Source organism: Melittangium boletus DSM 14713 (assembly GCF_002305855.1).
Classification (GTDB): Bacteria; Myxococcota; Myxococcia; order Myxococcales; family Myxococcaceae; genus Cystobacter; species Cystobacter boletus.
This window is the reverse complement of sequence record NZ_CP022163.1, coordinates 9,885,187-9,910,441: the sequence shown is the minus strand read 5'-3', so window position 1 is coordinate 9,910,441 and position 25,255 is coordinate 9,885,187. Positions and strand designations below refer to the sequence as shown.

The 25,255-nt window shown below is 66.7% G+C and carries 19 protein-coding genes and 2 rRNA genes; 13 read left to right on the top strand and 8 right to left on the bottom strand.

The annotated features are described in order from the left end of the window. The 5 genes from MEBOL_RS40865 to MEBOL_RS40845 all read left to right on the top strand — a co-directional run bounded on the left by MEBOL_RS40865 (position 1) and on the right by MEBOL_RS40845 (position 8,662). Positions 1 to 2,607, top strand: a 23S ribosomal RNA gene (locus MEBOL_RS40865). A 187-nt stretch (positions 2,608 to 2,794) separates the two neighbouring features. After that, positions 2,795 to 2,911, top strand: a 5S ribosomal RNA gene (rrf, locus tag MEBOL_RS40860). A 326-nt stretch (positions 2,912 to 3,237) separates the two neighbouring features. Beyond that, on the top strand, positions 3,238 to 5,982 hold the full coding sequence (locus MEBOL_RS40855) for a serine/threonine-protein kinase (protein WP_095982476.1): 2,745 nt from the start codon (positions 3,238 to 3,240) through the stop codon (positions 5,980 to 5,982). A gap of 95 nt (positions 5,983 to 6,077) precedes the next feature. After that, positions 6,078 to 7,451, top strand: coding sequence for a KamA family radical SAM protein (locus tag MEBOL_RS40850; protein WP_095982475.1), 1,374 nt, complete (start codon positions 6,078 to 6,080; stop codon positions 7,449 to 7,451). Then, a complete protein-coding gene (locus tag MEBOL_RS40845) occupies positions 7,451 to 8,662 on the top strand; it encodes a KamA family radical SAM protein (RefSeq protein WP_095982474.1) in 1,212 nt (403 codons plus the stop codon). Before MEBOL_RS40850 ends, MEBOL_RS40845 begins: the two co-directional genes overlap by 1 nt. A gap of 10 nt (positions 8,663 to 8,672) precedes the next feature. On the opposite strand, the gene MEBOL_RS40840 is transcribed toward MEBOL_RS40845, so the two are convergent. From MEBOL_RS40840 to MEBOL_RS40830, 3 genes are read right to left on the bottom strand one after another with little or no spacing between them, the layout of a single operon-like run. After that, positions 8,673 to 9,224, bottom strand: coding sequence for a hypothetical protein (locus MEBOL_RS40840; RefSeq protein ID WP_095982473.1), 552 nt, complete (start codon positions 9,222 to 9,224; stop codon positions 8,673 to 8,675). A 56-nt stretch (positions 9,225 to 9,280) separates the two neighbouring features. Then, entirely contained in the window at positions 9,281 to 9,751 is a 471-nt protein-coding gene (locus tag MEBOL_RS40835; protein WP_095982472.1) for a PEGA domain-containing protein, read from the bottom strand. Between the two features lie 34 nt (positions 9,752 to 9,785). Then, positions 9,786 to 11,300 carry a GspE/PulE family protein gene (locus tag MEBOL_RS40830; protein ID WP_095982471.1) on the bottom strand — a complete coding sequence of 505 codons (1,515 nt, stop codon included), beginning with the start codon at positions 11,298 to 11,300 and terminating at the stop codon, positions 9,786 to 9,788. Positions 11,301 to 11,449: 149 nt separating this feature from the next. Here MEBOL_RS40830 and MEBOL_RS40825 point away from each other — a divergent pair, with 149 nt between their 5' ends. After that, positions 11,450 to 12,607: an MFS transporter gene (locus MEBOL_RS40825; RefSeq protein WP_095983321.1), complete on the top strand. Its 1,158-nt coding sequence runs from the start codon at positions 11,450 to 11,452 to the stop codon at positions 12,605 to 12,607. Between the two features lies 1 nt (position 12,608). Here the strand turns inward: MEBOL_RS40825 and MEBOL_RS40820 are convergent, their stop codons facing one another. Both MEBOL_RS40820 and MEBOL_RS40815 read right to left on the bottom strand, forming a co-directional pair. Beyond that, positions 12,609 to 13,016: a hypothetical protein gene (locus MEBOL_RS40820; protein WP_095982470.1), complete on the bottom strand. Its 408-nt coding sequence runs from the start codon at positions 13,014 to 13,016 to the stop codon at positions 12,609 to 12,611. Positions 13,017 to 13,138: 122 nt separating this feature from the next. Beyond that, the gene (locus MEBOL_RS40815; RefSeq protein WP_095982469.1) at positions 13,139 to 13,699 is read right to left on the bottom strand and encodes a hypothetical protein; all 561 of its coding nucleotides are present in this window, start codon (positions 13,697 to 13,699) and stop codon (positions 13,139 to 13,141) included. A gap of 49 nt (positions 13,700 to 13,748) precedes the next feature. On the opposite strand from MEBOL_RS40815, the gene MEBOL_RS40810 reads away from it, so the two are divergent. The 7 genes from MEBOL_RS40810 to recJ all read left to right on the top strand — a co-directional run bounded on the left by MEBOL_RS40810 (position 13,749) and on the right by recJ (position 22,664). Next, complete coding sequence (locus MEBOL_RS40810) at positions 13,749 to 14,831, top strand: SpoIID/LytB domain-containing protein (protein WP_095982468.1); 1,083 nt, start codon at positions 13,749 to 13,751, stop codon at positions 14,829 to 14,831. 48 nt (positions 14,832 to 14,879) lie between these two features. Continuing rightward, complete coding sequence (queA, locus tag MEBOL_RS40805; RefSeq protein ID WP_095982467.1) at positions 14,880 to 15,965, top strand: tRNA preQ1(34) S-adenosylmethionine ribosyltransferase-isomerase QueA; 1,086 nt, start codon at positions 14,880 to 14,882, stop codon at positions 15,963 to 15,965. Between the two features lie 17 nt (positions 15,966 to 15,982). Further along, positions 15,983 to 17,167 (top strand): tRNA guanosine(34) transglycosylase Tgt, encoded by a 1,185-nt coding sequence (gene tgt, locus MEBOL_RS40800; RefSeq protein WP_095982466.1) that lies wholly within the window; start codon positions 15,983 to 15,985, stop codon positions 17,165 to 17,167. Positions 17,168 to 17,370: 203 nt separating this feature from the next. Further along, a complete protein-coding gene (gene yajC / locus MEBOL_RS40795; RefSeq protein ID WP_095982465.1) occupies positions 17,371 to 17,721 on the top strand; it encodes a preprotein translocase subunit YajC in 351 nt (116 codons plus the stop codon). After that, positions 17,721 to 19,490 carry a protein translocase subunit SecD gene (gene secD, locus MEBOL_RS40790; protein WP_095982464.1) on the top strand — a complete coding sequence of 590 codons (1,770 nt, stop codon included), beginning with the start codon at positions 17,721 to 17,723 and terminating at the stop codon, positions 19,488 to 19,490. Before yajC ends, secD begins: the two co-directional genes overlap by 1 nt. Before the next feature lie 24 nt (positions 19,491 to 19,514). Further along, positions 19,515 to 20,690, top strand: coding sequence for a protein translocase subunit SecF (gene secF / locus MEBOL_RS40785; RefSeq protein WP_095982463.1), 1,176 nt, complete (start codon positions 19,515 to 19,517; stop codon positions 20,688 to 20,690). Between the two features lie 267 nt (positions 20,691 to 20,957). Next, on the top strand, positions 20,958 to 22,664 hold the full coding sequence (gene recJ, locus MEBOL_RS40780; RefSeq protein WP_179956492.1) for a single-stranded-DNA-specific exonuclease RecJ: 1,707 nt from the start codon (positions 20,958 to 20,960) through the stop codon (positions 22,662 to 22,664). A gap of 6 nt (positions 22,665 to 22,670) precedes the next feature. Here recJ and MEBOL_RS40775 read toward each other — a convergent pair whose 3' ends face one another. The 3 genes from MEBOL_RS40775 to MEBOL_RS40765 form a co-directional block, all read right to left on the bottom strand. Beyond that, positions 22,671 to 22,892 carry a YHS domain-containing protein gene (locus tag MEBOL_RS40775; protein WP_095982461.1) on the bottom strand — a complete coding sequence of 74 codons (222 nt, stop codon included), beginning with the start codon at positions 22,890 to 22,892 and terminating at the stop codon, positions 22,671 to 22,673. Positions 22,893 to 23,078: 186 nt separating this feature from the next. Further along, positions 23,079 to 23,930: a hypothetical protein gene (locus MEBOL_RS40770; RefSeq protein WP_095982460.1), complete on the bottom strand. Its 852-nt coding sequence runs from the start codon at positions 23,928 to 23,930 to the stop codon at positions 23,079 to 23,081. Next, on the bottom strand, positions 23,927 to 25,207 hold the full coding sequence (locus MEBOL_RS40765) for a gluzincin family metallopeptidase (protein ID WP_095982459.1): 1,281 nt from the start codon (positions 25,205 to 25,207) through the stop codon (positions 23,927 to 23,929). Before MEBOL_RS40765 ends, MEBOL_RS40770 begins: the two co-directional genes overlap by 4 nt. Positions 25,208 to 25,255: the final 48 nt, after the last annotated feature.

Below are 25,255 nucleotides of genomic sequence, written 5' to 3'. Positions count from 1 at the left end.
CAGAGAGCGTGATAGTCGCGTACGCGAAAACGGACGGAGGCCGAGTGGGGTACCCAAGTAGGGCGGACACGTGCAATCCTGCCTGAATCCGCCGGGACCATCCGGTAAGGCTAAATACTCCTTGGCGACCGATAGTGAACTAGTACCGCGAGGGAAAGTGAAAAGAACCCCAGTGAGGGGAGTCAAAAGAACCTGAAACCGCATGTCTACAAGCAGTCCGAGCACTACGGGGCAACCCAGTGCGAGGGCGTACCTTTTGCATCATGATTCGGCGACTTAATGTACGTAGCGAGGCTAAGCCGATAGGTGGAGCCGGAGCGAAAGCGAGTCCGAAACGGGCGAATGAGTTGCGTGCATTATAACCCGAAGCGGGGTGATCTACACATGGCCAGGTTGAAGTGAGGGTAACACCTCATGGAGGACCGAACTCATGAAAGTTGAAAATTTCTGGGATGAGCTGTGTGTAGGGGTGAAAGGCCAATCAAACTCCGTGATAGCTGGTTCTCCCCGAAAGATATTTAGGTATCGTCTCGAGGAATTCAATACTGGAGGTAGAGCACTGGAACGGCTAGGGGTCTCACCAGATTACCAAACCGTACCAAACTCCGAATGCCAGTACTTGTTATCTCGGGAAGCAGTCAGTGGGTGATAACGTCCATTGGCAAGAGGGGAATAACCCAGACCGACAGCTAAGGCCCCCAAGTCTAGTCTAAGTGAACACTAGAAAGGATGTGGCAGGTCATTGACAACCAGGAGGTTGGCTTAGAAGCAGCCATCCTTTAAAGAAAGCGTAATAGCTCACTGGTCGAGACAGGCCGCGCCGAAAATGTAACGGGGCTCAAGACTAGCGCCGAAGCTTCGGATTGCATGCGTCAGGCGCATGCAGTGGTAGGGGAGCGTTGCAACAGCTGAGAAGCTAGACCGCAAGGGCTGGTGGAGCGGTTGCGAGTGCTGATGCCGAAATGAGTAGCGATAAAGGGGGTGGGAAACCCCCTCGCCGTAAACCCAAGGTTTCCTGGGTCAAGTTAATCTTCCCAGGGTTAGCCGGGACCTAAGCCGAGGCCGAAAGGCGTAGGTGATGGCAAGCAGGTTAATATTCCTGCGCCATCTTGTAGACGTTGAACCGAGGAAGGACGGAGAAAGCTAGGCGAGCTGACCGGTGGTTGTGTCAGTCCAAAGGCGTAGGGGTGTCGCGTACGAATAAAGGCGCGGCAGCTATCCCCGAGACCCCATGGCCCCCCTCACGGGGCAAGTCGCTGATGCTCGGCTTCCAAGAAAAGTTCCGCGGGGAGTCTACAGGGTGTCCGTACCGCAAACCGACACAGGTGGGTGAGGAGAAAATCCTAAGGCGCTTGAGAGAACTCTCCTCCAAGGAACTAGGCAAATTTCCACCGTAACTTCGGAAGAAGGTGGGCCCCTGGTAGGTGTAGGCGTACAGCCGAAGCCCAGAGGGGTTGCAGAGAAATGGCGGTAGCGACTGTTTACCAAAAACACAGGACTCTGCGAAGGCAAGAAGCCGACGTATAGGGTCTGACTCCTGCCCGGTGCTGGAAGGTTAAGGGGATTCGTCAGCCGCAAGGTGAAGCGATGATCCGAAGCCCCAGTAAACGGCGGCCGTAACTATAACGGTCCTAAGGTAGCGAAATTCCTTGTCGGGTAAGTTCCGACCTGCACGAATGGAGTAACGACTTCCGCGCTGTCTCGGAGAGGGACTCAGCGAAATTGAAATAGCTGTGCCGATGCAGTTTACCCGCAGCAAGACGGAAAGACCCCGTGAACCTTTACTACAACTTGACAGTGACACTAGGGTTCGACTGTGTAGGATAGGTGGGAGCCTTTGAAGCCGGGCCGCTAGGTTCGGTGGAGGCAACGGTGAAATACCACCCTGTCGGATTCTGGTGTCTAACCATGCTCCCTTACCGGGAGTTGGAACACTGTCTGGTGGGTAGTTTGACTGGGGCGGTCGCCTCCCAAAACGTAACGGAGGCGCGCGATGGTTCCCTCAGCCCGATTGGAAACCGGGCGGCGAGTGCAATGGCATAAGGGAGCTTGACTGCGAGACGGACACGTCGAGCAGGTGCGAAAGCAGGTCATAGTGATCCGGTGGTCCTGAATGGAAGGGCCATCGCTCAACGGATAAAAGGTACTCCGGGGATAACAGGCTTATCTCCCCCAAGAGTTCACATCGACGGGGAGGTTTGGCACCTCGATGTCGGCTCATCGCATCCTGGGGCTGGAGCAGGTCCCAAGGGTTTGGCTGTTCGCCAATTAAAGCGGTACGCGAGCTGGGTTCAAAACGTCGTGAGACAGTTTGGTCCCTATCTGCTGTGGGCGTAGGATACTTGAGAGGCTCTGACCTTAGTACGAGAGGACCGGGTTGGAGACACCGCTGGTGTACCAGTTGTCTCGCCAGAGGCATCGCTGGGTAGCCATGTGTCGATTGGATAACCGCTGAAAGCATCTAAGCGGGAAACCGACCTCGAGAATAGGTATCCCGGGCGCAAGCCCCAGAAGACCCGTCGAAGACGACGACGTTGATAGGCCGGGTGTGTAAGCGTGGTAACACGTTGAGCTAACCGGTACTAATAGGTCGAGAGGCTTACTTTACCTCAATCTCTTAGGAGCTCCCGTCAGGTTGGGAGGTATCCGAGGAGTCGAGGCCAGGTTCGAGGCCCCGTGCGCGTCCCCTCCCAGAGGGAGACAAGGCGCCGGGCCCGGAAGACGGCACTTGCGAGCTTCGCAGCCGGAGTTGATTTCCCTACCCTTCGTATGGACTTGAGACGGACACCAGTTTTCCGGTGGCAATGTCGGAGGGGTCCCACCCGTTCCCATCCCGAACACGGAAGTTAAGCCCTCCAGAGCCGATGGTACTCCGCGGGAAACCGCGCGGGAGAGTAGGTCGCTGCCGGATTTTTTTCTCTTGAAGGCCCCGAGCCTCCACCCCACGGTGGTCGCTCGGGGCTTTCTCTTTTTTCGTGTGCTCGGGCGTCCTCTCGACGGGGATTCCCTCGTGCGCTCGTCCTCAAGTCTCCTCATCGGCTTGGTCTCGTGTCCCTCGTCGCGAAGATTTCGCTTTCGAACTGAGCCCAAGTGGCTGGAACTCTTAGGGAATCACCGCGCGGGGTCGTTTGACTCCCCATTCGTGCTCCGTCTAGAGTTCCGTCCTCGTCCGGTTATCCACCCACCGTTTTTCCTCCAGCGGCACCGTGGCCATCCGGGTGCGGGCGAGCCCACGCAATGAAGAAGCCGACCCTATTTGGGAAGTACCTCCTCCTCGAGCGCATCAACGTTGGCGGCATGGCGGAGGTCTTTACGGCCAAGGCCTTTGGCGTCGAGGGGTTCGAGCGCATCCTCGCCATCAAGAAGATCCTTCCGACGATGGCGGAGGACGACGAGTTCATCACGATGTTCATCGATGAAGCGCGGATCAGCGTCCAGCTGAACCATGCCAACATCGTGCACATCCATGAGCTGGGGAAACACGAGGACACCTACTTCATCGCCATGGAGTACGTGCCTGGCCGCGACCTGCGCACGCTCCTGGAGCGCTACCGGCGTCGCAAGGAGATCATGCCCACGGCGCAGGCGGTCTTCCTGGCCTCGAAGATCTGCGAGGGTCTCGACTACGCGCACCGCAAGAAGGATGCGCGCGGGCAGGACCTGAACATCATCCATCGCGACATCTCTCCTCAGAACATCCTCATCTCGTACGAAGGCGAGGTGAAGATCATCGACTTCGGTATCGCCAAGGCGGCGAATCGATCTCAGAAGACGCAAGCCGGCATCCTCAAGGGGAAGTTCGGTTACATGAGTCCGGAGCAGGTTCGCGGCCTGCCCATCGATCGCCGGAGTGACATCTTCGCGGTGGGCGTCATCCTCTACGAGATGCTCACGGGTGAGCGGTTGTTCGTGGGTGAGTCCGACTTCTCCACCTTGGAGAAGGTCCGCAACGCGGACGTGCCTACCCCGCGGCAGTTCAACCCGAACATCCCGGCGGGACTCGAGCGAGTGCTGATGAAGGCGCTCTCGGGTGATGCGGACACCCGTTACCAGTGGGGTTCGGACCTGCAGGAGGACCTGATGCGGTTCCTCCTCGCGGGCGATGCCATCTACTCGTCCAAGCATCTCTCGGCCTACATGAAGGACGCCTTCGCCGAGGACATCCTTCGCGAAGCCGAGAAAATGGAGCGCTATGCCTCCATCGAGCGTCCGGAGTTGATTGAAACCTCGGGCGTCACCGGCGACATGATGCGTGCACCGCGCCGGAATCAGTCCATGGTCGCGATGCCCGTGGCCAGTCGTTCGCCTACGCCCGTGGCTCAAAACGCGCCTCGCGCTCCATACGTGCCTCCTCCTACCCAGGAGGAACTCGCGGAACTCGATGGGGCGGGGGAGAAGACGCAGATTGTCGACTCCACGTATGGTTCGCGGCCGGATGCTCCACCTGAACCCTCCTCGAGCGTGTTGGTCGATGACAGCCTGACGGGCGAGACCGACTACGCCGCTGCCGCCAGCGCCGCTCAGTCCCCCCGGGGGCGCGGTGGCGTCAAATCCCGAGTGGTCATCGGCGAGGAGAGTGAGAGCTACGCGGGTGCCACGGTCGTTGGACCCGCGCCCTCCGCTCCCGCGGAGTTCGATGCCTCCGTGGAATCCAACGCCACCCGGGTCGGACATGCCGCCTCCAACAGCACCATGATAGGTCCGGCACTCGATGATGAGCCGGATGCCGAGCCGCCCTCTCATGATGAGCAGGATGATCAGCGGGCCTACGCGGATGAGCCGGAGGACGGGTACGACGAGCCCCAGGGTTTGGAGCACGAGGAGGATCCCCAGGAGGAAGAGGCCACCGGGCCCATTCTCCTCAATCAGGAACCGGAGCCCTCTCCCGCCAAGCCCACTCCTTCTCGCGGGAAGCCTGCTCGCGCCGAGGCCCCCACCCGCAAGAAACTGCCCCCCAAGGCCCTCATCGGCATCGCCGCGGGTTGCGCGGTGCTCGTGGTCGCGCTCGTGGGCTTCATGCTGTCCGGTCCTAGCACCGGCCGTGTGATGATCTCCGTCCAGCCGAGTCGGGGCGCGGATGTTCGCATCGACGGAAAGCTCATGGCCCAGAACGAGGTCATCCAGCTCGACGAGGGCGCTCATTCCTTGTCCGTGAAGGCCCCTGGCTATCTGGCCTCGGAAAAGGAGATTCGTGTCACCAAGGGACAGCAGCCCCAGGTGATCCAGGTCGTACTGACCGAGGAGCCACCCACGGGTTCCGCTACCGGCTCCGCAGTGGCCGATGCCCAGGGTTCGCCCTCGGGGACGAATACCCAGCCCACCGCTACGCCCACCCCTTCTGGCGAAGGCAAGGACCCGACCCAGGCGCAGGTGCCTCCCTCCGAGCCCACCGCCGCCGCGACGGGGACGGAGCCTCGTACCGGCACCGCTTCTCCTCCCCCCGAGGAGGCACCCAAGCCGACCCTCTTCTCCGCGGAGTTCGTGGGGACTCCGGCGGGGACCGAGGTCGCCGTGGGCGGGCAGAGCGCGGGGAAGACTCCCGAGGCCAGGCTCGCCAACCTCACCATCGGCAAGACCTACGAGTTCAAGGCCACCCGGGCCGGCTACAAGAGCTTCTCCGGCAAGTTCCGCTCCGATGGCGAGGAGCAGGTGAAGGTCTCCTTCGAACTCGAGAAGGAAGCACCTCCGCCCGCTCCGGTCATCGAGCGTCCCGTCGCTCCGAAGCCTCCTCCGGCTCGAGTGGTCGCCAAGGTGGTGGCCAAGGGCAAGCTCGCCTGCAGCTCCCGCCCCAATGGAGCCGAAATCTGGGTGGACGGTAAGTTCTCGGGCCGGAAGACCCCCGCGGCGCTCGGTAACGCACTTGAACTCCCAGCTGGCACCCACACGGTCGTCTTCAAACTGGATGGCAAGCAGAGCAAGCCCCAGACGGTGAAGATCACCGAAGGGGAACTCGAGAAGCTCATCAACGTGCAGATCGAATAATGCCGCATGGATTGCCCTCTTCACGCCGTTAGGTAAAGAGGGTGTCCCACCGGAAGTAGCGTTCCCGACCCCTGGTTCCGGTAAGGTAAACCGCCATGACGACGACGCCCCTTCGTGGGAAACCGGCCTCCGCCGGCCCCGCGCAACAGCCATTCACCTACCCCCTGCGCCGTGAGTTCGTGGAGCCCGACTGGAGGCGTTTCCCGGGCTACAAGGACGTGACCCAGGCCGAGTGGGAAAGTTCCGTCTGGCAGCGCAAGCACACCGTCAAGAACTTCAAGGAGCTCCAAGCCGTCTTCGGCTCCCTTCTCCCCACGGACCTCCTCGCCAGCCTCGAGCGCGATCAGCGCGAGCGGGCGACCATGTCCATCCTCGTGCCGCCCCAGATGATCAACACGATGGATGAGACGGACCTGTGGAACGACCCCGTCCGCCGCTACATGCTGCCCGCCTTCGACGACCGGCACACCGAGTGGCCCAATCACCCCAAGGCCAGCCGCGACAGCCTCCACGAGGCCGATATGTGGGCCGTCGAGGGCCTCACCCACCGCTACCCCACCAAGGTGCTGGCGGAGATGCTCCCCACCTGTCCCCAGTATTGCGGCCACTGCACCCGCATGGACCTCGTGGGCAATGACGTGCCCCAAGTCCAGAAGCACCGCTTCCACCTGGGTCAGAAAGAGCGCTACGAGCAGATGCTCGACTACCTGCGCCGTACCCCCACGGTGCGGGACGTGGTCGTCAGCGGCGGCGACATCGCCAACCTTCCCATCCAGGCGCTCGAACCCTTCATCAGCGCCCTGCTCGACATCCCCAACATCCGGGACATCCGCCTGGCCAGCAAGGGCCTCATGGCCATTCCCCAGCACTTCCTCCAGGACTCCGTCCTGCAAGGGCTGGAGCGGCTCGCCAAGAAGGCCAACGAGCGGGGCGTGGATCTGGCGCTCCATACCCACGTCAACAACGCTCGCCAGCTCACGCCCCTTGTCGCCAAGGCCGTACGCAAGCTGCTCGACATGGGCTTCCGCGACGTGCGCAACCAGGGCGTGCTCCTGCGCGGCATCAACGGCACGTCCAAGGACCTGCTCGAGCTGTGCTTCACCCTGCTCGATCACGCGAAGATCCTGCCGTACTACTTCTACATGTGCGACATGATCCCCAACTCGGAACACTGGCGCATGAGCGTGGCCGAGGCCCAGCAGCTCCAGCACGACATCATGGGCTACATGCCCGGCTTCGCCACCCCGCGCATCGTGTGTGACGTGCCGTTCGTGGGCAAGCGCTGGGTCCATCAGGTGGCTGAGTACGATCGCGAGCGCGGCATCTCCTACTGGACGAAGAACTACCGCACCGGCATCGAAGGCGATGACGCCGACGCGCTCACCCGCAAGTACGAGTACTTCGACCCCATCTACACGCTGCCCGAGTCGGGCCAGCAGTGGTGGCGTGATCAGGCCCAGGCGGCGTGATGCCTTCTGACGTACCGCCCTCCAAGGGCTTCTCCTCGCGACCGGCATCCCAGGCCGGCCGTGAGGCCCTTTTTCCCTCGGCCACCGACGCGGAATGGACCGACTGGCGCTGGCAGCAGCGCCATGCCGTGCGCAACCTCGCCCAGTTGGAGAAGTACATCCCCCTCACGCCCGACGAGCGCGCCGGCGTGCAGGAGACCTCCTCCCTGTTCCGTGTGGGCATCAGTCCGTACTACCTGTCGCTCATCGATCGGGACCATCCGCTCTGTCCCATCCGCATGCAGTCCATCCCCGTGCGGGCCGAGGCTCGCGTGCGGCCCGGAGAGCTCGCGGATCCACTCGGCGAGGACAAGACCCGGCCCGAGGAAGCCATCGTCCACAAGTACCCGGACCGGGTGCTCTTCCTCGCGCTCGACACGTGCTCCGTCTACTGTCGGCACTGCACCCGCCGCCGTATCACCAAGGGCGGCGAGGCGGAGCTCACCAAGGAGCAGATGCGGCGCGGCATCGACTACATCCGCCGCCATCCCGAAGTGCGCGATGTGCTCATCTCCGGTGGAGATCCCTTCCTCCTGACCGAGCAGCGGCTCGAGGAGTTGCTCGCGCCCCTGTACGACATCCCCCATGTGGAGATGGTCCGCATCGGCACGCGCGTGCCCGTGTGCCTGCCCATGCGCGTCACCGACTCGCTGGCCAGGCTGTTGCGCCGCTACGCCCCCGTCTACGTCATCACCCACTTCAACCATCCGAAGGAGATCACCCCCGAGGCGAGGGAGGCGTGCGAGCGACTCGTGGACCATGGCGTTCCCGTGGAAAACCAGGCCGTGCTCATGCGGCGCCTCAACTCGGACGCGCGCATCATCCAGGAACTGTCCCATGCGCTCCTGCGCATGCGCGTGCGCCCGTACTATCTCCACCAGATGGATGTGGCCGAGGGCTGCGAGCACCTGCGCACCCCCATCGCCAAGGGGATGGAAATCCTCCAGCAGATGCGGGGCCATACCTCGGGACTCGCCGTGCCCCACCTCGCCGTGGATCTGCCCGGGGGCGGCGGCAAGGTGACGCTCCAGCCCGACTACGTGGTGGAGCGGGGTGCTCAGGAGACCGTGTTCCGCAACTACAAGGGCGAGCGCTACGTCTACCCCGAGCCCGAGGAGGTTGACTGCTCGTGTCCCTACGATGCCGTGTGGCGCGAGCGGCGCTGGGGGTAGGGGCGGCTCCTCACGGACTTGGACTCTCGGTGGGCGTGTTCGAGCCCACCTGGGCGGTGTCGAGTTCCTCCACGGGCACTCCGCCTTCTTCCGTCACGGGAACGTCCACCAACCCGGGTTCCGATTCCGCTGGAGGTGCCTCCGGCTTGTCCGGATCGATGAACTCGTCCCGGACCTCCACCGGAATGATTTCCTCGGGCCGAGTCTCCGCCGCGGCGGCAGCCTTCTGCTTCGCTTCCAGTTCCTTCTCCGCCGCGGCCACCTCGGCGTTCTGCTTCGGCCCCATCCGCGCCGTCTGCCGCGCGTAGTCCTTCTCCGATACGCCGTGTTTCTCCTTCACCTCCTGGACGGCCGCCCGTTGTTCCTCGATGACCTGCCGCCGCTCGGCGCTGCTCATCTCCGAGGGCTTCTTGCCGCCATGCGCGTCGTCGATCTTCTTCAGCGCTTCCTTCTCGTCGAGCCGGATGCGCGCGAGTTGCTCTGGCGACAGGTTCTGGGCGGACGCGGTGACCGGAACGGCGAGCCAGGTCGAGCACAGCAGGACGTACAGACGGCGGGACATGAGAAAACTCCTGGATGGGCGCCCCCATCGTAGAGGAGGTCCACGGAGGACGGTAATCACCGCTTCCCGGAACGCGAGCCGGTGTCCTTGCGCATCCGGGCCTTCACCGTGACCACCGCGTTCATCGGGCAGAGCGTCTTGTGGGTCTCCTTCTGGAAGTCGCGCAGGGTGAACTCGATGACGAGCGGCGTGCCGGGCACGCAATCGAGCCCCACCGATACGGGCGTTTCCCCCTGGTCCACCCCATTCACCTGGGCCGAGGCTCCAGAGGGCCGCGACTCCAGCGACAGAATGGCTCCCTGGAACTCGGAGCGTGACTCCTGGGTCGCCTTCTCCGCGGATTCGTCCCTCGCGGGCTCCCCGGCTTCCACGATCAGGACCGGTTCATCCGATGAGTCGGGTGCCTCCGTCGCACCCGGTGGGGCAACGCCCTCCCCGTGGCGCAGGGCCAGGACGAAGAGTCCGGCGGCCACCACCGCGCACAGGGAGGATGCCAGCTTCAATACCGCGGCGACCCATTCGCTCATCCGGCTCACGCCTCCACCTCCGGCATTCCTGGGTTCATCCGACCACTCGGAAGACTTCGCGCAGGGTCGTGCTTCCGGCATGGACTCGCTCCAGTCCCGCCTTGAGCAGAGGCACCATGCCTTCCTTCACCGCCACGTCTTGCGTCCGGGACGTGGGGACCTTGGTGTTGATGCAATCGCGGATGGCGGGGGTCACCGTCAACACCTCGTAGAGCGCGGTGCGCCCCAGGAATCCCGAGCCCGCGCACTGTGGACATCCGGTGGATCCATAGAACGGCCCCGACGTGGGCAGTCCCGCGGCGTTCAACCGGAGGAGTTCCTCGTGCTCGGGCTGGAAGGGGATGCGGCAGTGCGGACACAGCGATCGCACGAGGCGCTGCGAGACGCTGGCCACCGAGGCGGAGGCGAGCAGGAAGGGCTCGACGCCCATCTCGATGAGCCGGTTGAACACGCCCGCCGCCGAGTTCGCATGCACGGTCGTGAGCAGCAGGTGTCCGCTGAGCCCGGCCTGGATGGCGGTGCGCGCCGTCTCCGCGTCGCGGATCTCTCCCACCATGATGACGTTGGGATCCTGGCGCAGCACCGAGCGCAGGCCCTGGGCGAAGGTGAAGCCCTGCTCGGTGTTCACCTGTGTCTGGGAGAAGAGTGGCACGTCGTACTCGATCGGATCCTCGATGGTGGCGATGCGGGTCATGTCGCCGCGGGTCTGCTTGATGTAGCCGAGCGAGGCGTACAGCGTCGTCGTCTTGCCGCTGCCCGTGGCACCCGCCACGAAGATGACGCCCTGGGGCCGGTCGAGCACGCCCTGGAAGGGGCCAATAATCTCTTCCGGGAAGCCCAGTGTGGACAGCTGCGGCAACCTCACGCTGCTGCGAGCGATGCGCAGCGCCGAGGACTCGCCGTGGTTGGTGGGCAACAAGGACACGCGGATGTCCGCGGGCCCCTCGGGGGTTCCAATCGCGAAGTGGCCGTCCTGGGGCCGATCCGTCCGGAAGAGCACCACCTTGGACAGGACCTTGATCCGGTTGATGAGGCGCGAATGGTGCTCGCGCGGCAGCATCATCACCTCCTCCAGCACGCCATGAACGCGAAAGGCGATGCGCGTGCCCGACTCCAGCGGGTGGACGTGCACGTCGCTCGCGCCCACCCGAATGGCCCCGTCGAGCAGCGTGTCCAGGAAGGCGATCATGTCCGGCTCCGCGCGCATCACGTAGCGGCGCAGCACCTGGTTCATCTCCGTGAGCAGTTGCCGTACGGCGACCGCCACCTCCGCGTTCACCACTTCCAGGGGCGACAGGCCCGGCCGCTGATCACGGCGGGTCTCGGAGCGAGCGGGCCGGTAGGCGACCACCACCCCGCCCATCCAGAGCGCCACCGCTCCGCCCATCCAGCCCAGGACGTCCGGGGTGAGGACGATCCTGCCCAGCCATCGGGCGTTCTCCGGTGTCGGGGACGGGTGGTTCATCAGCCACCAGCCCAGGCCGCCCATGACCATCAGCAGGGACAGGACCCAGGCCACTCGGGTGATGGTGCGCAAGGAATGGATCATCACCCTTCGAGGCTACCAGGGGGCCTGGATGCATCCAATGCGCTCCTGGTGTCGAAGTATTTCCCTCGTGCTTGCCCGGAGCGAATCGGATGGGTAGAGGCGAGCGCGTGGATTCCACCTCGCACCTGCGTCCCAGCCTCGTCTGGATGATGGCCATCTCCGCGGGACTCGCGGTCGCCAACCTCTACTACCACCAGCCCCTGCTCGGAGACATCGGCCGCACCTTCCAGGCCTCGGACCGCGCCGTGGGACTCGTCCCCACCGCCTCCCAGGTGGGCTACGCCCTGGGCCTGCTGCTCATCGTTCCACTCGGCGACAGCCTCGAGCGGCGGCGGATCATCGTGCTCATGTGCGGCCTGGTGAGCCTCGCGCTGCTGGGCATGGCCCTCGCTCCGAGCCTGCCCTGGTTGGTGGCCGCCAGCGCCCTCGTGGGCGTGACCACCGTGGTGCCTCAGTTGCTCGTGCCGTTCGCCGCGCACCTCGCGCCCGCCGAGCAGCGGGGCCGCGTGGTGGGACTGGTGATGAGCGGCTTGCTCATCGGCATCCTGCTGTCCCGCACCGTGGGGGGCCTGCTCGGCGTGCGGTTCGGCTGGCGCGCCATGTTCTGGATCGCCGCGGGGTTGATGGTGGGCCTCGCCGTGCTGCTGCGGCTCGCGCTGCCCCGCCAGCCCGCGAGTGCCCATGTGCCCTATGGCGCCTTGCTCCGCTCGCTGGGGGTGCTGGTGCGCGAGGAGCCCGTGCTCCGGTTGCACTCATGGCTGGGCGCGCTCTCCTTCGCCTCCTTCAGCTCCTTCTGGGCGACCCTGGTGCTCCATCTGCAGGCGTTGCCGCAACACTACGGGGCGAGGACCGCGGGAATGTTCGGCGTGGTGGGCGTGGTGGGCGCCATCGCCGCGCCCCTGGTGGGCCGCTACACCGACAAGGGGGGCGACCGGCGCATCAACGCGTTCTCCATGGGCCTCATGGCGGCGTCCTTCGTCGTGTTCGGAGTGGCCGGGCAGGGGCTATGGGGGATCGCGGCGGGCGTCCTCCTCTTGGATCTTGGCGCCCAGGCCAACCACATCTCCAATCAGACGCGGATCTACGCCCTGCGTCCCGAGGCGCGCAACCGTCTCAACACCGTCTACATGGTGACGTGCTTCGTGGGAGGCGCGCTCGGGGCCTGGTTGGGCAGCATCGCCTGGGGCCATGCCGGATGGACGGGTGTCTGTGCCGTGGGCCTGGGCTTGCCGCTCCTGGGGCTGCTGGTGCTGGGGCTCGTCCCCCCGGGCCGCCGGATGGAATCGGCGGCCCGGGACGTTGCCTGACTCAGCGGTTCGGTCCCTGGTCCGCTCCGGGATCCGTGTTCCGATGGCTGGCGTCGTTGCCCTGGGTCGTGCCGGGCGCCGGCTCCCGCGTGTTGTTGTCCTGTTGGGTGCCCGAGCCCGTGGGTCCCGAGCCTCCCATGCCGCCGGGCTCCTGGCCCTGGACGCCTCCTGTTCCCGCATCGTGGGTCCCCATGTACGGGGAACTCCCGGTGTCGTTGCTCAGCCCCGACCCGCCCGTCCCCGTTCCCATGGCGGAGTCCGTGCTCTCGGGACTCTGGATGGAAGAGCCGCCCGTGCCTTGTTCCATCGATGGATTCTGGGGGCGGACCGGTTGATTCGGTTTGCACCCGGTGCCCAGGAGCAAGGCCGCCGCGATCGCTCCGATACACACACCCTTGATGTGACGCATGATCGTTCCTCCCTCTTTCTGGAGTTCGCCTGCGCCAGAAAGCTGAGGTGTTCCCGGGTGGCTGGGCATTGGCCGCCGATACAGGGCGCCGGCCGGGTAGGCGAAGGCTTTCCCTCTCCACCTCACCGTTGGCGGGAACGGGGCGCCGGGGGGCGCTCCGGGGGTTCCTCGGTGCGATGGAGGTACAGGTAGGCCGTCAGTCCCAGCAGGGCCAGCACCGCCAGGCGACGCAGCCAATCCTCGCGCCGCCGCTTCGGCGAGTCCTCCTCGGCGCGCTCGGCGGCCCGGAGCGCCGCCGTCAGTTCCGGGCCCAACGCGCGCATCCGCTTGCACAGGGCCACGGTCGCCATCATCGAGGGCGGTATCGTCACCGCCTCGCGTTCGAGCGACTCGGCGAGCACCCGTGCCCAGAGGTCTTCCTCCGTGTCGTTCTCCGGAGTCCGGACGGGGAGGGTGGCCGCCTGGGTGAGCGCCAGTGCCGCACGGAGCAGGTGGATGGAGAAGGCGTCCGGGGAGATGCCATAGAAGGAGGCGCTGTCCGGCAAGGAGCGGCCCTGGGCGAGCCTCATCAGGAGCAGGGTGGCCGGACGGGAGGGCAGCGCCCGCAGCGCGGTCACGAAGTCGGCGGTCGAGAAGCGGGAGGCGTCGGGGGCAGGGGACACGGGGGCGGCATTCTCCGTCATCCGGCGGCTGATTTCTTGAGCCGTGATCGGCCCCCCCTACACTGACGCCATGTTGCGTCCTGTTGCGGTCATGCTGCTCCTGCTCGCGCCTCTTCACGCCCTTGCCGTGGAGACCATGCGCATCGCCATGGGGGATGCCCAGGGCGATGTCCGGGTGAGCGGCAAGGGGTTGTCCTTCGGCTCGGATACCGAGGACGCCCGCTTCTCCCCGCTCGAACAGGAGGCGGTCGTCGTGCGGCGCCGGGGCTCGCGCCTGGAGCTCAATGGGGCGCCCGTCATGGGCTCCGCCGTCCGTTTCCGCGCGGGGTTGGATTCCCAGGCCCTGCGCGCGGGGGACATGGCGGTGCGCGGCGACGTCGTGGTGCGCCTGTACAAGGACGGCCTCCAGCTCATCAACGTCATCCCCTTGGAGGACTACCTCGCCGCGGTCCTCGGCGGAGAGATGCCCGTCTCCTTTCCCCCCGAGGCCTTGAAAGCCCAGGCCGTGGCGGCGCGCACCTATGCCCTCCAGAAGAAGCTCGAGGCCTATGGCGCCCCCTTCTACGTGGGCAGCAGCGTGCTCCATCAGGTGTACGGTGGCGTCAACCGCGAGGACGCCCGCACGCGCATCGCCGTGGAGGCCACTCGCGGTGAAGTGCTCACCTATGACCTGGCCCCCATCGAGGCCTACTTCCATGCCTCGTGCGGCGGCCACACCGAGTCCGGGTGGGATGCCCTGCAGAGGGATCTGCCCTACCTCCAGGCCGTGGACTGCCCGTGTGGCCGTCTTCCCGCCAGCCGTTGGAGCGCCACCGTGACGGACGCCGAGCTGCGCGCCGCCCTGGGCCAGTCCCCCGAGGGCTTTCGCGTCACCTCTCGCACCGCCACCCACCGCGTCAACCGTGTCACCGCGTCGGGGGGCGCCTCGGTGGATGGCGTGACGCTGCGCAGGAAGCTCGGCTACACGAAGCTCAAGAGCCTGGACTTCGATGCCGAGCGCACCTCGGGGGGCTGGCGCCTCAATGGCCGGGGCTATGGCCACGGCGCCGGCCTGTGTCAGTGGGGCGCCAAGGCCCTCGCGGATCAGGGGCGGAGCTACCGGGACATCCTCCAGCACTACTACCCGGGGACCGAGCTGCAACAGCTCTACTGACACACCGGTTCCGCCGAGCCGCGCGGGCTGTTACAAGCGCCTCCGCCCGTGTCCTCCCTGCTCTCCGACTACGACTTCGCGCTGCCCGAGGCGCAGATCGCCCAGACGCCGCTCGCGACCCGTGATGCATCGCGACTCCTCGTGGTGAGCCGTGCCTCGGGCGCATGGACCCACCGCCACTTCGCCGAGCTGCCCGGCCTGCTGAGGGAGGGGGATCTGCTCGTCGTCAATGACGCGCGCGTCATCCCCGCCCGGCTCCTGGGCTCCAAGGCGGACACGGGAGGCCGGGTGGAACTGCTGGTGGTCCGCCCCGCGTCCTCCACGCTGACGTCACACGCCCTGGGCGGTGACGCCGAGGCGCTGGAGTGGATCTGCCTCGGTCAGGCGTCCAAGGGCCTCAAGCCCGGAGCGCGCCTCTCCTTTTCCGGGGGGCTCGCCGCGGAGGTCCTGGAGGCGCTTGGAGGAGGGGAGTACCGGGTGCGCTTCCTGGCGGCGCCGGGCACGTCCCTCGCCGAGGTGCTGAACCAGGCGGGCCGGCTGCCCCTGCCGCCCTACATCACCCGGGCCCCCGAGGCGGCCGATGCCGAGCGCTACCAGACGGTGTACGCGCGGGCCTCGGGCGCGGTGGCGGCACCCACGGCGGGGTTGCACTTCACGGACGCGATCTTCCAGGCGCTCGCGGCCCGGGGCATCCAGCGCGTGGAGGTGACACTGGACGTGGGGCCCGGCACCTTCCTGCCCGTGCGCGAGGAGAACCTGGAGAAACACCGGATGCACCCGGAGCGCTACTTCGTGCCCGAGGCCACGGCTCGGGCGGTGAACGCCGCGAAGGCCGAGGGGCGCCGGGTGGTGGCGGTGGGCACGACGGTGGTGCGCACGCTGGAGTCGGCGTGGGACGCCGCGGCGGGCTCGCTGCGCGAGGGGCCGGGCGAGACGGAGATCTTCATCCGCCCCGGCTTCGACTTCCGGGCGGTGGACGTGCTGCTCACCAACTTCCACCTGCCGCGCTCCACGCTGGTGGTACTGGTGAGCGCGCTGCTCGGGCGTGAACGCACCCTGGCGGCCTACCGGGAGGCGGTCGCCGCCGGCTACCGGTTCTTCTCGTACGGCGATGCGATGCTGGTGACGGAGTAGGGAGACACGAGGACGCCATGGGAGAGCCGCGCGAGGAGAAGGGAGATACCCGGGTGCCGCCGAGCCTGGTGCGCTACGAGCTGTTGCACGAGGACGCCTCGGGCACGCGCGCGCGCCGGGGCCGGCTGCACACGCCGCATGGGATGGTGGAGACCCCCATCTTCATGCCCGTGGGCACGGTGGGCAGCGTCAAGGGCGTGGGACCGGATGAGCTGCTGACGCTCGATGCTCAAATCATCCTCGGCAACACCTACCACCTGATGCTCCGGCCGGGAGATGACCTGGTGGGGGAGATGGGCGGCCTGCACCGCTTCATCTCGTGGGATCGCCCCATGCTCACCGACAGCGGGGGCTTCCAGGTGTTCAGCCTCTCGGAGAAGCGGAAGATCACCGAGGAGGGCGCCGCCTTCCAGTCCCACCTGGACGGGCGCAAGTTGCTGCTCACGCCCGAGCGCTCCATCGAGATTCAAGAGACGCTCGGCGCGGACATCATCATGGCCTTCGACGAGTGCCCGCCGTCCACCGAGAGCCGGGCCTACCTGGAGAAGTCCCTGGCGCGCACCACGCGCTGGCTGCACCGGTGCGTGAAGGCCTGGCGCCGCGAGCGCTCCTCGCTCTTCGGCATCGTGCAGGGCGGCATGGATCCGCAACTGCGCAAGGCGCACGCCGAGGAGGTGTGCGCGGTGGACCTGCCGGGTTACGCGCTCGGGGGCTACGCGGTGGGGGAGACGCCCGAGGCCATGTACGAGGGCGTGGCGTACTCGGCGCCCCTGCTGCCCCGCGACAAGCCGCGCTACCTCATGGGGGTGGGCACGCCCGTGGATCTCATCAACTGCGTGGAGCAGGGCGTGGACATGTTCGACTGCGTGCTGCCCACGCGCTGCGCCCGCAACGGGCTGCTCTTCACCACCGAGGGCAAGCTCGTCATCCGCAACGCCACCTGGGCCAAGGATCCCCGGCCGGTGGACCCGGCGTGCTCCTGCTACACCTGCCGCACGTTCAGCCGCGCCTACCTGCGCCACCTCTTCGTGGCGGGGGAAATCCTCGCCATGCGGCTCAACACCCTGCACAACCTCCACTACTTCCTGACCCTGATGAAGCAGGTGCGCGAGGCCATCGCCGAGGACCGCTACGCCTCCTTCGCCCGCGACTTCCGGGAGAAGGCCCGGGCCCAGGAAGCCGAGCGGACGCGGACGAAATAGGCCCCGGGAGGGGGTCCGGACGGGGCCTGGGGGGGGCCGGGCGGGCATGACGCGCCACGGAATGGCCGGGGCGGCTCGTCGTTCTCTTGCTCGGGGTGTGGGGCTGCTGCTAAGAGGCCCCCCTTTCCGGCTCTTGCGTTGTCTACGGGTAGAAGTGGACGGCGCCTCGGTGAGGGCCCTCTCTTTAAGCGACGAGGCGGTTTGTGGCTGACAGCTATCTAGTCCTGGCTCAGGCGGCGGGTGGACCCGGCGGCGCGTGGAACATCGCGTTCTTCATCGGTCTGTTCGCCATCATGTACTTCATGATGATCCGCCCGCAGCAGAAGCAGCTCAAGACGCACCGCGAGCTCATCTCCAGCCTGAAGAAGGGGGATGAGGTCGTCACGCAGGGGGGCATCATCGGGCGCATCCAGGTGGTGGCCGAGCGCGAGGTGACGCTCGAGGTCGCCAGTGGCACGCGCATCCGTGTCCTCAAGACGTCGGTGGCGGGACGGTACGCGGCGGGTGAGTCCGCCTCGGCCGCGAAGATCGAAGACAAGAAGGAGGAGAAGTAATGGATCGCGGCTGGTACTGGAGGCTGGGCCTGGTCATCGGCGTGACGCTGCTGACCATCTGGTTCCTCATCCCCTCCTATTATTCGCTGTTCCATGTCGACCGGAGCCAGCGCAACAACCTGGCGGCCATCGACGCGGCCATGCCCAAGTGGGCGCCCCCCGCCAAGTACCGCATCAACCTGGGGCTGGACCTGCAGGGTGGCATCCACATGGTGATGCGTGTGGACACCAAGACGGCCCTCGAGAAGCGCACCGAGCGGCGCGGCGATCAGATCGCCCGCTACATCAACGACAAGCAGATCGGCCAGGTGAAGGTGGACACGGATCCGGACCGGTTGCAGGTGACGCTCACCGCGCAGGAGCCGGCCACCATGGACGCCATCGAGAAGGAGGTGCTCGCCACCTTCACGGACTTCTCCAAGGTGTCGCGCGATGGAGCGAAGCTGGTGCTCTCGCCGGACGACACCCAGACGAACCGCTTCCGCGAGGAGTCGGTGGATCAGGCGATGCTCGTCATCCGCAAGCGCATCGACAAGTGGGGCGTGGCGGAAGTGGACGTGCGCAAGCTCGGCACCGACGCCATCCAGATCTCCCTGCCGGGCCGCAACAACCCGGAGCAGGCCAAGGAGCTGGTGGGCACCACGGCGCAGCTCGAGTTCCACATGGTGGATGACACCACCGACTTCTTCCGCCAGACGTACCAGACCACGCCTCCGCCGGAGGGCAGCAACATCACCCTGACCACCGCCGATGGCTTCCCCCAACTGGAGGGTCCCAACCGCGAGGCGCTGCTCGAGTACGTGAAGGGCAAGGTCCCCCAGGACCGCCTGGTGCTGCTCGAGTGCATCGCCAGCGCGACGCGCAAGGGCGTGTGCGACAGCTACCGCACCTACCTGGTGGAGAAGGAAGCGCCGCTCACGGGCGAGAGCCTGACGGGCGCGGACGCCTCGCTCAGCCAGCTCAACGAGCCCGAGGTGAACATCAGCTTCGACGCCGCCGGGGCGCGTCAGTTCGAGCAGCTCACCGAGAAGGGCGTGGGCCGGCGCATGGCCATCGTGCTGGACGACTACGTGCAGTCGGCGCCGCGCATCAACGAGCGCATTGGCGGCGGCCGGGCGCGCATCACCATGGGCCGCTCGGGCGGCCGTCCCCTGGAGCAGTGGCTGGCGGACGCGCAGACGCTGGCGCTGGCGCTCAAGGCCGGTGCGCTGCCCGCGCCGGTGACCACGGGCGAAATCCGCCAGGTGGGCGCCTCGCTGGGTGACGAGCTCATCCGCAAGGGTGGCCTCGCCGCGGGCGTGGGCGTGCTGTGCGTCATCATCTTCATGGTGATCTACTACCGCTCCGCGGGCCTCATCGCGGACGTGGCGTTGATCCTCAACGGTCTGCTCATCTTCGGAGGCCTCGCGTTCTTCAACGCCACGCTCACGCTGCCGGGCATCGCCGGATTCGTGCTGACGCTGGGCATCGCGGTGGATGCCAACGTGCTCATCAACGAGCGCATCCGCGAGGAGCTGGCCCACGGCAAGACGGCCCGCGCCGCGGTGGATCAGGGCTACGACCGCGCCTTCTGGACCATCTTCGACGCCCACGTCACCTCGCTCATCGCCGGCTTCATCCTCTTCTTCACGGGGACGGGCCCGGTGCGCGGCTTCGCCACCACGCTCATCATCGGCCTGCTGGCGTCGCTCTTCACGTCCATCCTGGTGACGCGTGTCATCATGACCTACTTCGTTCACGGCAAGAACGCTCAGACGGTGTCCGTCTAGGCCACACCTCGAGGCACAGCCGACATGCAGATCCTCAAGAACAAGACGAACTTCGACTTCATCGGCAAGCGCAAGCCGGCGTTCTTCATCTCCACGGCGCTCAACCTGGTCATCCTGGTGGGCATCGCCGTCTTCGGCTTCAACCTGGGCGTGGACTTCGCCGGCGGTACGGTGGTGGAGGTGCAGTTCAACCACCCGGTGAACGCCTCGGACGTGCGTGAGCGCGTGGAGTCCTCGGGCCAGCTGCACGACGTGTCCGTGCAGAGCATCGGCTCGGCGAACGAGAACTCGTTCCTGGTGCGCCTGGGCGGCGTGACCCAGTTGACCGAGGCGGGCGCCGAGAAGGCGAGCGAGGCCATCCAGAAGCTCGGCCAGGTGGACCCCAAGGACATCCGCCCCGACCTGTCCAACGGCATGATCCGCGTGCGCAGCAAGCAGCCGCTCGATGCCGCGCAGATGGAGAAGGCCGTGGAGGACACGGGCACGGGCGTGGACGAGGTGCGCGATCTGGGCCAGGCCCAGTCCGGTGACTACGAGTACCAGGTGGTCGCCAGCGGCATGGCGGATCGCATCCGCGCCGCGCTGATGCACGGGGTGCAGAACCCGGAGTCTCCCGACTTCGAGATGCGCCGCACCGAGTACGTGGGTCCCCAGGTGGGCAAGCAGCTGCGCAACCGCGGCTTCCAGGCGCTGCTCTTCTCCATGGTGGCCATCCTCATCTACGTGGCCTTCCGCTTCGACTTCAAGTTCGGCCCGGGCGCGCTGCTCGCCATGCTCCACGACGTGATCATGGTGGCGGGCTTCTACCTGTTCAGCCGCGCCGAGTTCAGCCTCACCTCCATCGCCGCGCTGCTCACCGTGGTGGGCTACTCGGTCAACGACACCATCGTCATCTACGACCGCATCCGCGAGGACATGGCCAAGTACCCGAACCGGCCCCTGGCGGAGGTCATCAACATCGCGGTCAACGACACGCTGGTGCGCACCATCCTCACCTCGGGCGTCACCGCGCTGTCCCTCGTGGGTCTGCTCATCTTCGGCGTGGGTGAAATCCGCGACTTCGCCTGGGCCATGCTCGTGGGCATCGTCGTGGGCACCTACTCCTCGGTGTACATCGCCAGCCCCGTCACGCTCTGGCTGGATGAGCGTGCCGCCTCGCGCGAGAAGAAGAGCGGCACCGAGCAGCCCAAGGTGGCCTAGCGCCTTCCCTGGCCGTCATGAAGTCCCCCGAGGCCCTCGCGCTCCGTGCTCTCACGGATGCCGGGGGCCTCGGGCGTTGAGACGCAACGTGGGCCCCGCACGCGCATCCCAGGGGCTGTCCTTCGCCTCGTGCTTCTTCGTGGGGCGGGCAGGAGAGCGAGCATGACGTCAAGCTCGCCTCGACAGACTTCCGAAGTAGACTGGGTGGGTTGACGAGCGGGGACGCCCCGAGGGCGGCCCACCAGGGGAGGCGAGAACGTGCGTTGGATGATGCCCGAGGTGCCACAGGAGCAGGCCGCTCTGCTCGCCGCCGAGCTGGAACTGCACCCCCTCTCGGCCCGGGTGCTCGTCCACCGGGGCCTGCGCACGCCCGAGGCCGCTTCCGCCTTCCTGTCCGACAAGCTGGCGGACCTGCCCGACCCCTTCCGGATGAAGGGCATGGTGGCCGCCGTGGAGCGTCTGGCTCGCGCCCTGCGGGACAAGGAGCGCATCACCCTCTACGGCGACTACGACGTGGACGGCGTGTGCTCCACGTCGCTGCTGGCCCTGTTCCTCCGGGAGTTGGGCATCCGGCCCGCCACCTACATCCCCCATCGGCTCGACGAGGGCTATGGCCTCAACCTCCAGGCCGTGGAGAAGATCGCCGCGGAGGGCACCCAGGTGCTGGTGACGCTCGACTGCGGCGTCACCTCCGTGGCGGAGATCTCCCGGGCCCGGGATCTGGGGCTGGACGTGGTGGTGGTGGATCACCACACGGTGCCGCCCACGCTGCCCCCGGCCGTGGCGGTGCTCAACCCACATCAGCCCGGCTGTGAGTACCCCACCAAGCACCTGTGCGCCGCCGGCGTCGCCTTCAACCTCTGCATGGGGCTGCGCAAGCGGCTGCGCGAGGAGGGCTGGTTCTCCACCCGCAAGGAGCCCAACCTCAAGGCGCTGATGGACCTGGTGGCCATGGCCACCGTGGCGGACGTGGTGCCCCTCACCGGCGCCAACCGCATCCTCGTGCACCACGGCCTGCAGGAGCTGAGCGCTGGGCGCCGGCCCGGGGTGCGCGCCCTCAAGGAAGTGGCGGGGCTCGACGCGGACACCCCCGTCACCGCGGGGCAGGTGGGCTACCGGCTGGGGCCTCGCATCAACGCCGCGGGCCGGTTGCATGACGCCTCGCTCGGTTTGCAGTTGTTGTGCTCCGAGAGCGTCGACGCGGCGCGGCCGCTCGCCCAGATGCTGGATCGCGCCAACGCCGAGCGGCAGGGCCTGGAGAGCAGCATCCTCACCGAGGCCCTGGCCCAGGCGGGGGAGATCGCCGAGCGCGGTGCCCGGGGGTTCGTGCTCTACGCGGACGGCTGGCACCCGGGCGTCATCGGCATCGTCGCCTCGCGCGTGGTGGAGCGCTTCCACCGGCCCACCGTCATGGTCGGCGTGAAGGACGGGGTGGGGAAGGGCTCGGCGCGCAGCATCGAGGGCTTCCACCTCTATGACGCCCTGAGCGGCTGCGCGGACCTCTTCGTGCGCTTCGGTGGCCACAAGCACGCCGCCGGGCTCACCGTGGAGGCGCCCCAATTGCCCGCCTTCCGCGAGGCCTTCGAGCGCATCGCCATGCAGCGGCTGACGCCGGAGGATCTGATTCCGCGTTGCAAGGTGGACGCGGTGGTGGGCGTGTCGGAGCTGGACGAGGGCGCCGTGGAGGCGCTGCAGCGGCTCGGGCCCTTCGGACAGGGCAACCCCGAGCCCGTGTTGGTGCTGCGCCGCCAGGTGGCGCGCCCGCGTGTGCTTCCCCACAAGACGGGGGGCTCGGGCCACCTCAAGCTCGCCCTGGTGGACGCGCCCGCCGTGGACGCCATCGGCTTTGGTATGGCGGACCGTCTGGCCCTCACCGAGGGGCCCGTGGACCTGGCGTTCCAGGCCAGCTTCGACACCTTCCGCGGTCAGCGCCGGTTGTCCCTCAAGCTCAAGGACTTGCGCTCCGCGGCGTGAGCGCCGTCAGGCGATGCCCCAGCGCACCCGGCCCGGCGTCAGCAGCGCCCCCGCGCGCGCCAGGTCGTTCATCCGGAAGCGCTCCGCCTGACGCTCGAAGGCCGAGCGGCACCGCTCCGAACAGAAGAAATACCGCCGCTTCTTGTACTCCGTGGACGGACGGCCCTCCGGGGCTTCCAGGTGCTTGCCGCACACCGGGTCCAACTGCTTCTTCTGCACGCTCTTCATCTCCCGCCTCCCACCTCGACAACCCCCACTCCCGCGCCGACATGAAGCAGCAGGCGTGCCAGCGGGCCGGTGCGAGGGGATTCGCGGGGTTACGTGCCCAGGCCCCCGAAGGGGAGGGCCCGGCACGTCCGACAGGAGGGTAAAGTTTTCCCTCGTGTGTGCAGGTGGGATGAAACCCGAGGCCGTCTAGAAGGCGGTGCCGAGGCTCGCGCCGAAGAAGGTGTCGTCCTGGTAGCCGCGCCGGAAGCGCTGGGCCTCCACACGCCACGCCAGCCGCACGTTGGTGGCCGCGGACAGCCGGCTCCGGCCGCGCAGGCCCACGCCGTACTGGATGAGCGACTTCACGCCGTCCACGGGCGTCACCTTGCCTCCGGATTCGATCGCCGTGTGCTCGTAGGTGATGCCCGCGCCCGCCTGCAGGAAGAAGCCGTAGTCCGAGCTCTCGCCGAAGGTGAATTCGTACGCCGGGGCGATGGTGGCGTAGTGCAGCCGGGTGTCGCCGACGATGAGGCTCGTGCCCTCGCGCTGCCCGGCGTAGGTGTAGCGCACGTCGAACCAGAGCGATTCGCGCAGCGGCTCGCTGTTGAGCAGCCGGCCGTACTCCCAGGTGAAGCGCGCGCCGAAGGCCGGCTGGGCGTCCCCCAGGAACTGGCCGCGCGCGCTGCTCAGGAACATGGCGCCGCCAATCAGCTCGAAGGCCACGCCCGTGTTCGGATCATCCAGGCCCGCCAGCCGCTGGAAGTCCTTGCTCTCCTCGTCCTCCCCCTCGGCGGCCTGACGGAATTCCTCGTGCATGTCCCGCTCGGGGCGCGCGGGACGGCGGCGCGAGCGGCGGGACGACTCCTCGGGTTGTTCGTCCGGGTAGGCGTAGGGCGAGTCCTCGGAGGACGAGGAGCGCCGGCGAGGGGAGTCCGACTGCTCCTCCTCGTCCGGGTAGGCGTAGGGCGAGTCCTCGTCCTGGGCGAGCGAGGGCGTGGCCAGCACGAGGCCTCCCACGAGGAAGGGCAGCGTCCAGCGGTGCGTGGCGCGGGTTTTCATGGGTTGAGATTGATGGCGGGGCAGTCGGTGGTGGTCGTGGTGCTGGCGGGGCAGTCGTACTCGGTGTTTCCGGTGAGCGCGTTGACCGGAATCTGCAGCCGGGTGGCGAAGTTGGTGCACACCTTCTGGCGCAGGTCGACGTTGCCGGCGGGGATGTGCTGGATGATGGCCTTGGCGGCCTTGATGAGCGTGAAGGTCGTCTGATCGTTCAGGGACGAGGCCGCCAGTTGGTTGAAGCCGGGCCGGGCCGCGTCCGTGTCCGAGTAGGCGGCGACGATCGCGCGCGCCATCGTCTGCTTCTCGGCATCGGTGGTGGTGGACATGAAGAGCGCGTTGGCGAGCAGGGTGCCCACCTCGTAGGCGAGGTTCGGGAGCACGTTGACGCTGGAGCGGGTGAGGTTGTTGTACATGAGCTGGCCCATGCACCGGGGGGTCGCCAGATCGCGCTCATTCACCGCGACGTCCTCGAAGGAGTAGGCCAGCACGCGGGTGTTGCAGCCAAAGCGCTTCACGTCCTGGCACGAGGCCACGTAGGCGTGGAAGTCGGCGAGGCCCTCGTCCAGGGCCTTGATGACGTTGAGGCCCGGGGTGAAGTCACCCGACTGGGCCCAGTTGTTGAGCGGGGCGGGCAGGGCGCTGCCGCCGTACACGCGGCGGTTGAAGACCAGGTGCGCGTACTCGTGCGTGAGGATGGAGGCGTTGGTGGCCAGGGGCGCCTTCTGCAGCTTGTCGAAGGGCAGCACCAGGAAGGACTTGAGTGGTGGGTAGAAGAGGGCGTTGTCGCGCTGGGGCTGGTCGCTCACGTCGGCGAGGACGAACTCCGGGAAGTAGTGCACCGTCGTCTGGGGCAGCTCCGCCTGGGGCACCGCGACCACATTGGTGAAGTAGTCCCAGGCGCGCTCGAGGTTGTAGTACGTGGTGACCAGGTTCCAGGTGTGGAAGTCCGCCGGCCACAGCACCCCCTGGGGGTCGGTGATGTAGCTGGCGGTGATGGAGCGGCCCTCGTCCTTCGTCATCGCGCGGGCCAGGGCCTCCTCGGTCTGGGCCGCCTGGACCTCGGGATCGGTCGAGGCCAGCCGGAGGATGGCGTTGCCCTGAATCCGCGCCACCTTGCCCTCCAGGGACACGATGTCGGTGACCGTCTTGAGTTCCACCTCGGTGGGCTCGTACGCGCCATTGCTGGAGAGCACGAGCGCCCGGACCTTCATGGGCACCTGGGTCTGCGGCGCGCACGAGAGGGCGAGCAGGGCGGCGGTGGCTGTCAGCTTTCGGACCATGTCGGACTTATTACTACGGTTACCCGGGGGGTCAGAAGCAAGCGGGAG

Coding starts and splice junctions, on each gene's coding strand:
- MEBOL_RS40855 (WP_095982476.1), top strand. CDS start 3,238: ATGAAGAAGCCGACCCTATTTGGGAAGTACCTCCTCCTCGAGCGCATC.
- MEBOL_RS40850 (WP_095982475.1), top strand. CDS start 6,078: ATGACGACGACGCCCCTTCGTGGGAAACCGGCCTCCGCCGGCCCCGCG.
- MEBOL_RS40845 (WP_095982474.1), top strand. CDS start 7,451: ATGCCTTCTGACGTACCGCCCTCCAAGGGCTTCTCCTCGCGACCGGCA.
- MEBOL_RS40840 (WP_095982473.1), bottom strand. CDS start 9,224: ATGTCCCGCCGTCTGTACGTCCTGCTGTGCTCGACCTGGCTCGCCGTT.
- MEBOL_RS40835 (WP_095982472.1), bottom strand. CDS start 9,751: ATGAGCGAATGGGTCGCCGCGGTATTGAAGCTGGCATCCTCCCTGTGC.
- MEBOL_RS40830 (WP_095982471.1), bottom strand. CDS start 11,300: ATGATCCATTCCTTGCGCACCATCACCCGAGTGGCCTGGGTCCTGTCC.
- MEBOL_RS40825 (WP_095983321.1), top strand. CDS start 11,450: ATGGCCATCTCCGCGGGACTCGCGGTCGCCAACCTCTACTACCACCAG.
- MEBOL_RS40820 (WP_095982470.1), bottom strand. CDS start 13,016: ATGCGTCACATCAAGGGTGTGTGTATCGGAGCGATCGCGGCGGCCTTG.
- MEBOL_RS40815 (WP_095982469.1), bottom strand. CDS start 13,699: ATGACGGAGAATGCCGCCCCCGTGTCCCCTGCCCCCGACGCCTCCCGC.
- MEBOL_RS40810 (WP_095982468.1), top strand. CDS start 13,749: ATGTTGCGTCCTGTTGCGGTCATGCTGCTCCTGCTCGCGCCTCTTCAC.
- tgt (WP_095982466.1), top strand. CDS start 15,983: ATGGGAGAGCCGCGCGAGGAGAAGGGAGATACCCGGGTGCCGCCGAGC.
- secD (WP_095982464.1), top strand. CDS start 17,721: ATGGATCGCGGCTGGTACTGGAGGCTGGGCCTGGTCATCGGCGTGACG.
- secF (WP_095982463.1), top strand. CDS start 19,515: ATGCAGATCCTCAAGAACAAGACGAACTTCGACTTCATCGGCAAGCGC.
- recJ (WP_179956492.1), top strand. CDS start 20,958: ATGATGCCCGAGGTGCCACAGGAGCAGGCCGCTCTGCTCGCCGCCGAG.
- MEBOL_RS40775 (WP_095982461.1), bottom strand. CDS start 22,892: ATGAAGAGCGTGCAGAAGAAGCAGTTGGACCCGGTGTGCGGCAAGCAC.
- MEBOL_RS40770 (WP_095982460.1), bottom strand. CDS start 23,930: ATGAAAACCCGCGCCACGCACCGCTGGACGCTGCCCTTCCTCGTGGGA.
- MEBOL_RS40765 (WP_095982459.1), bottom strand. CDS start 25,207: ATGGTCCGAAAGCTGACAGCCACCGCCGCCCTGCTCGCCCTCTCGTGC.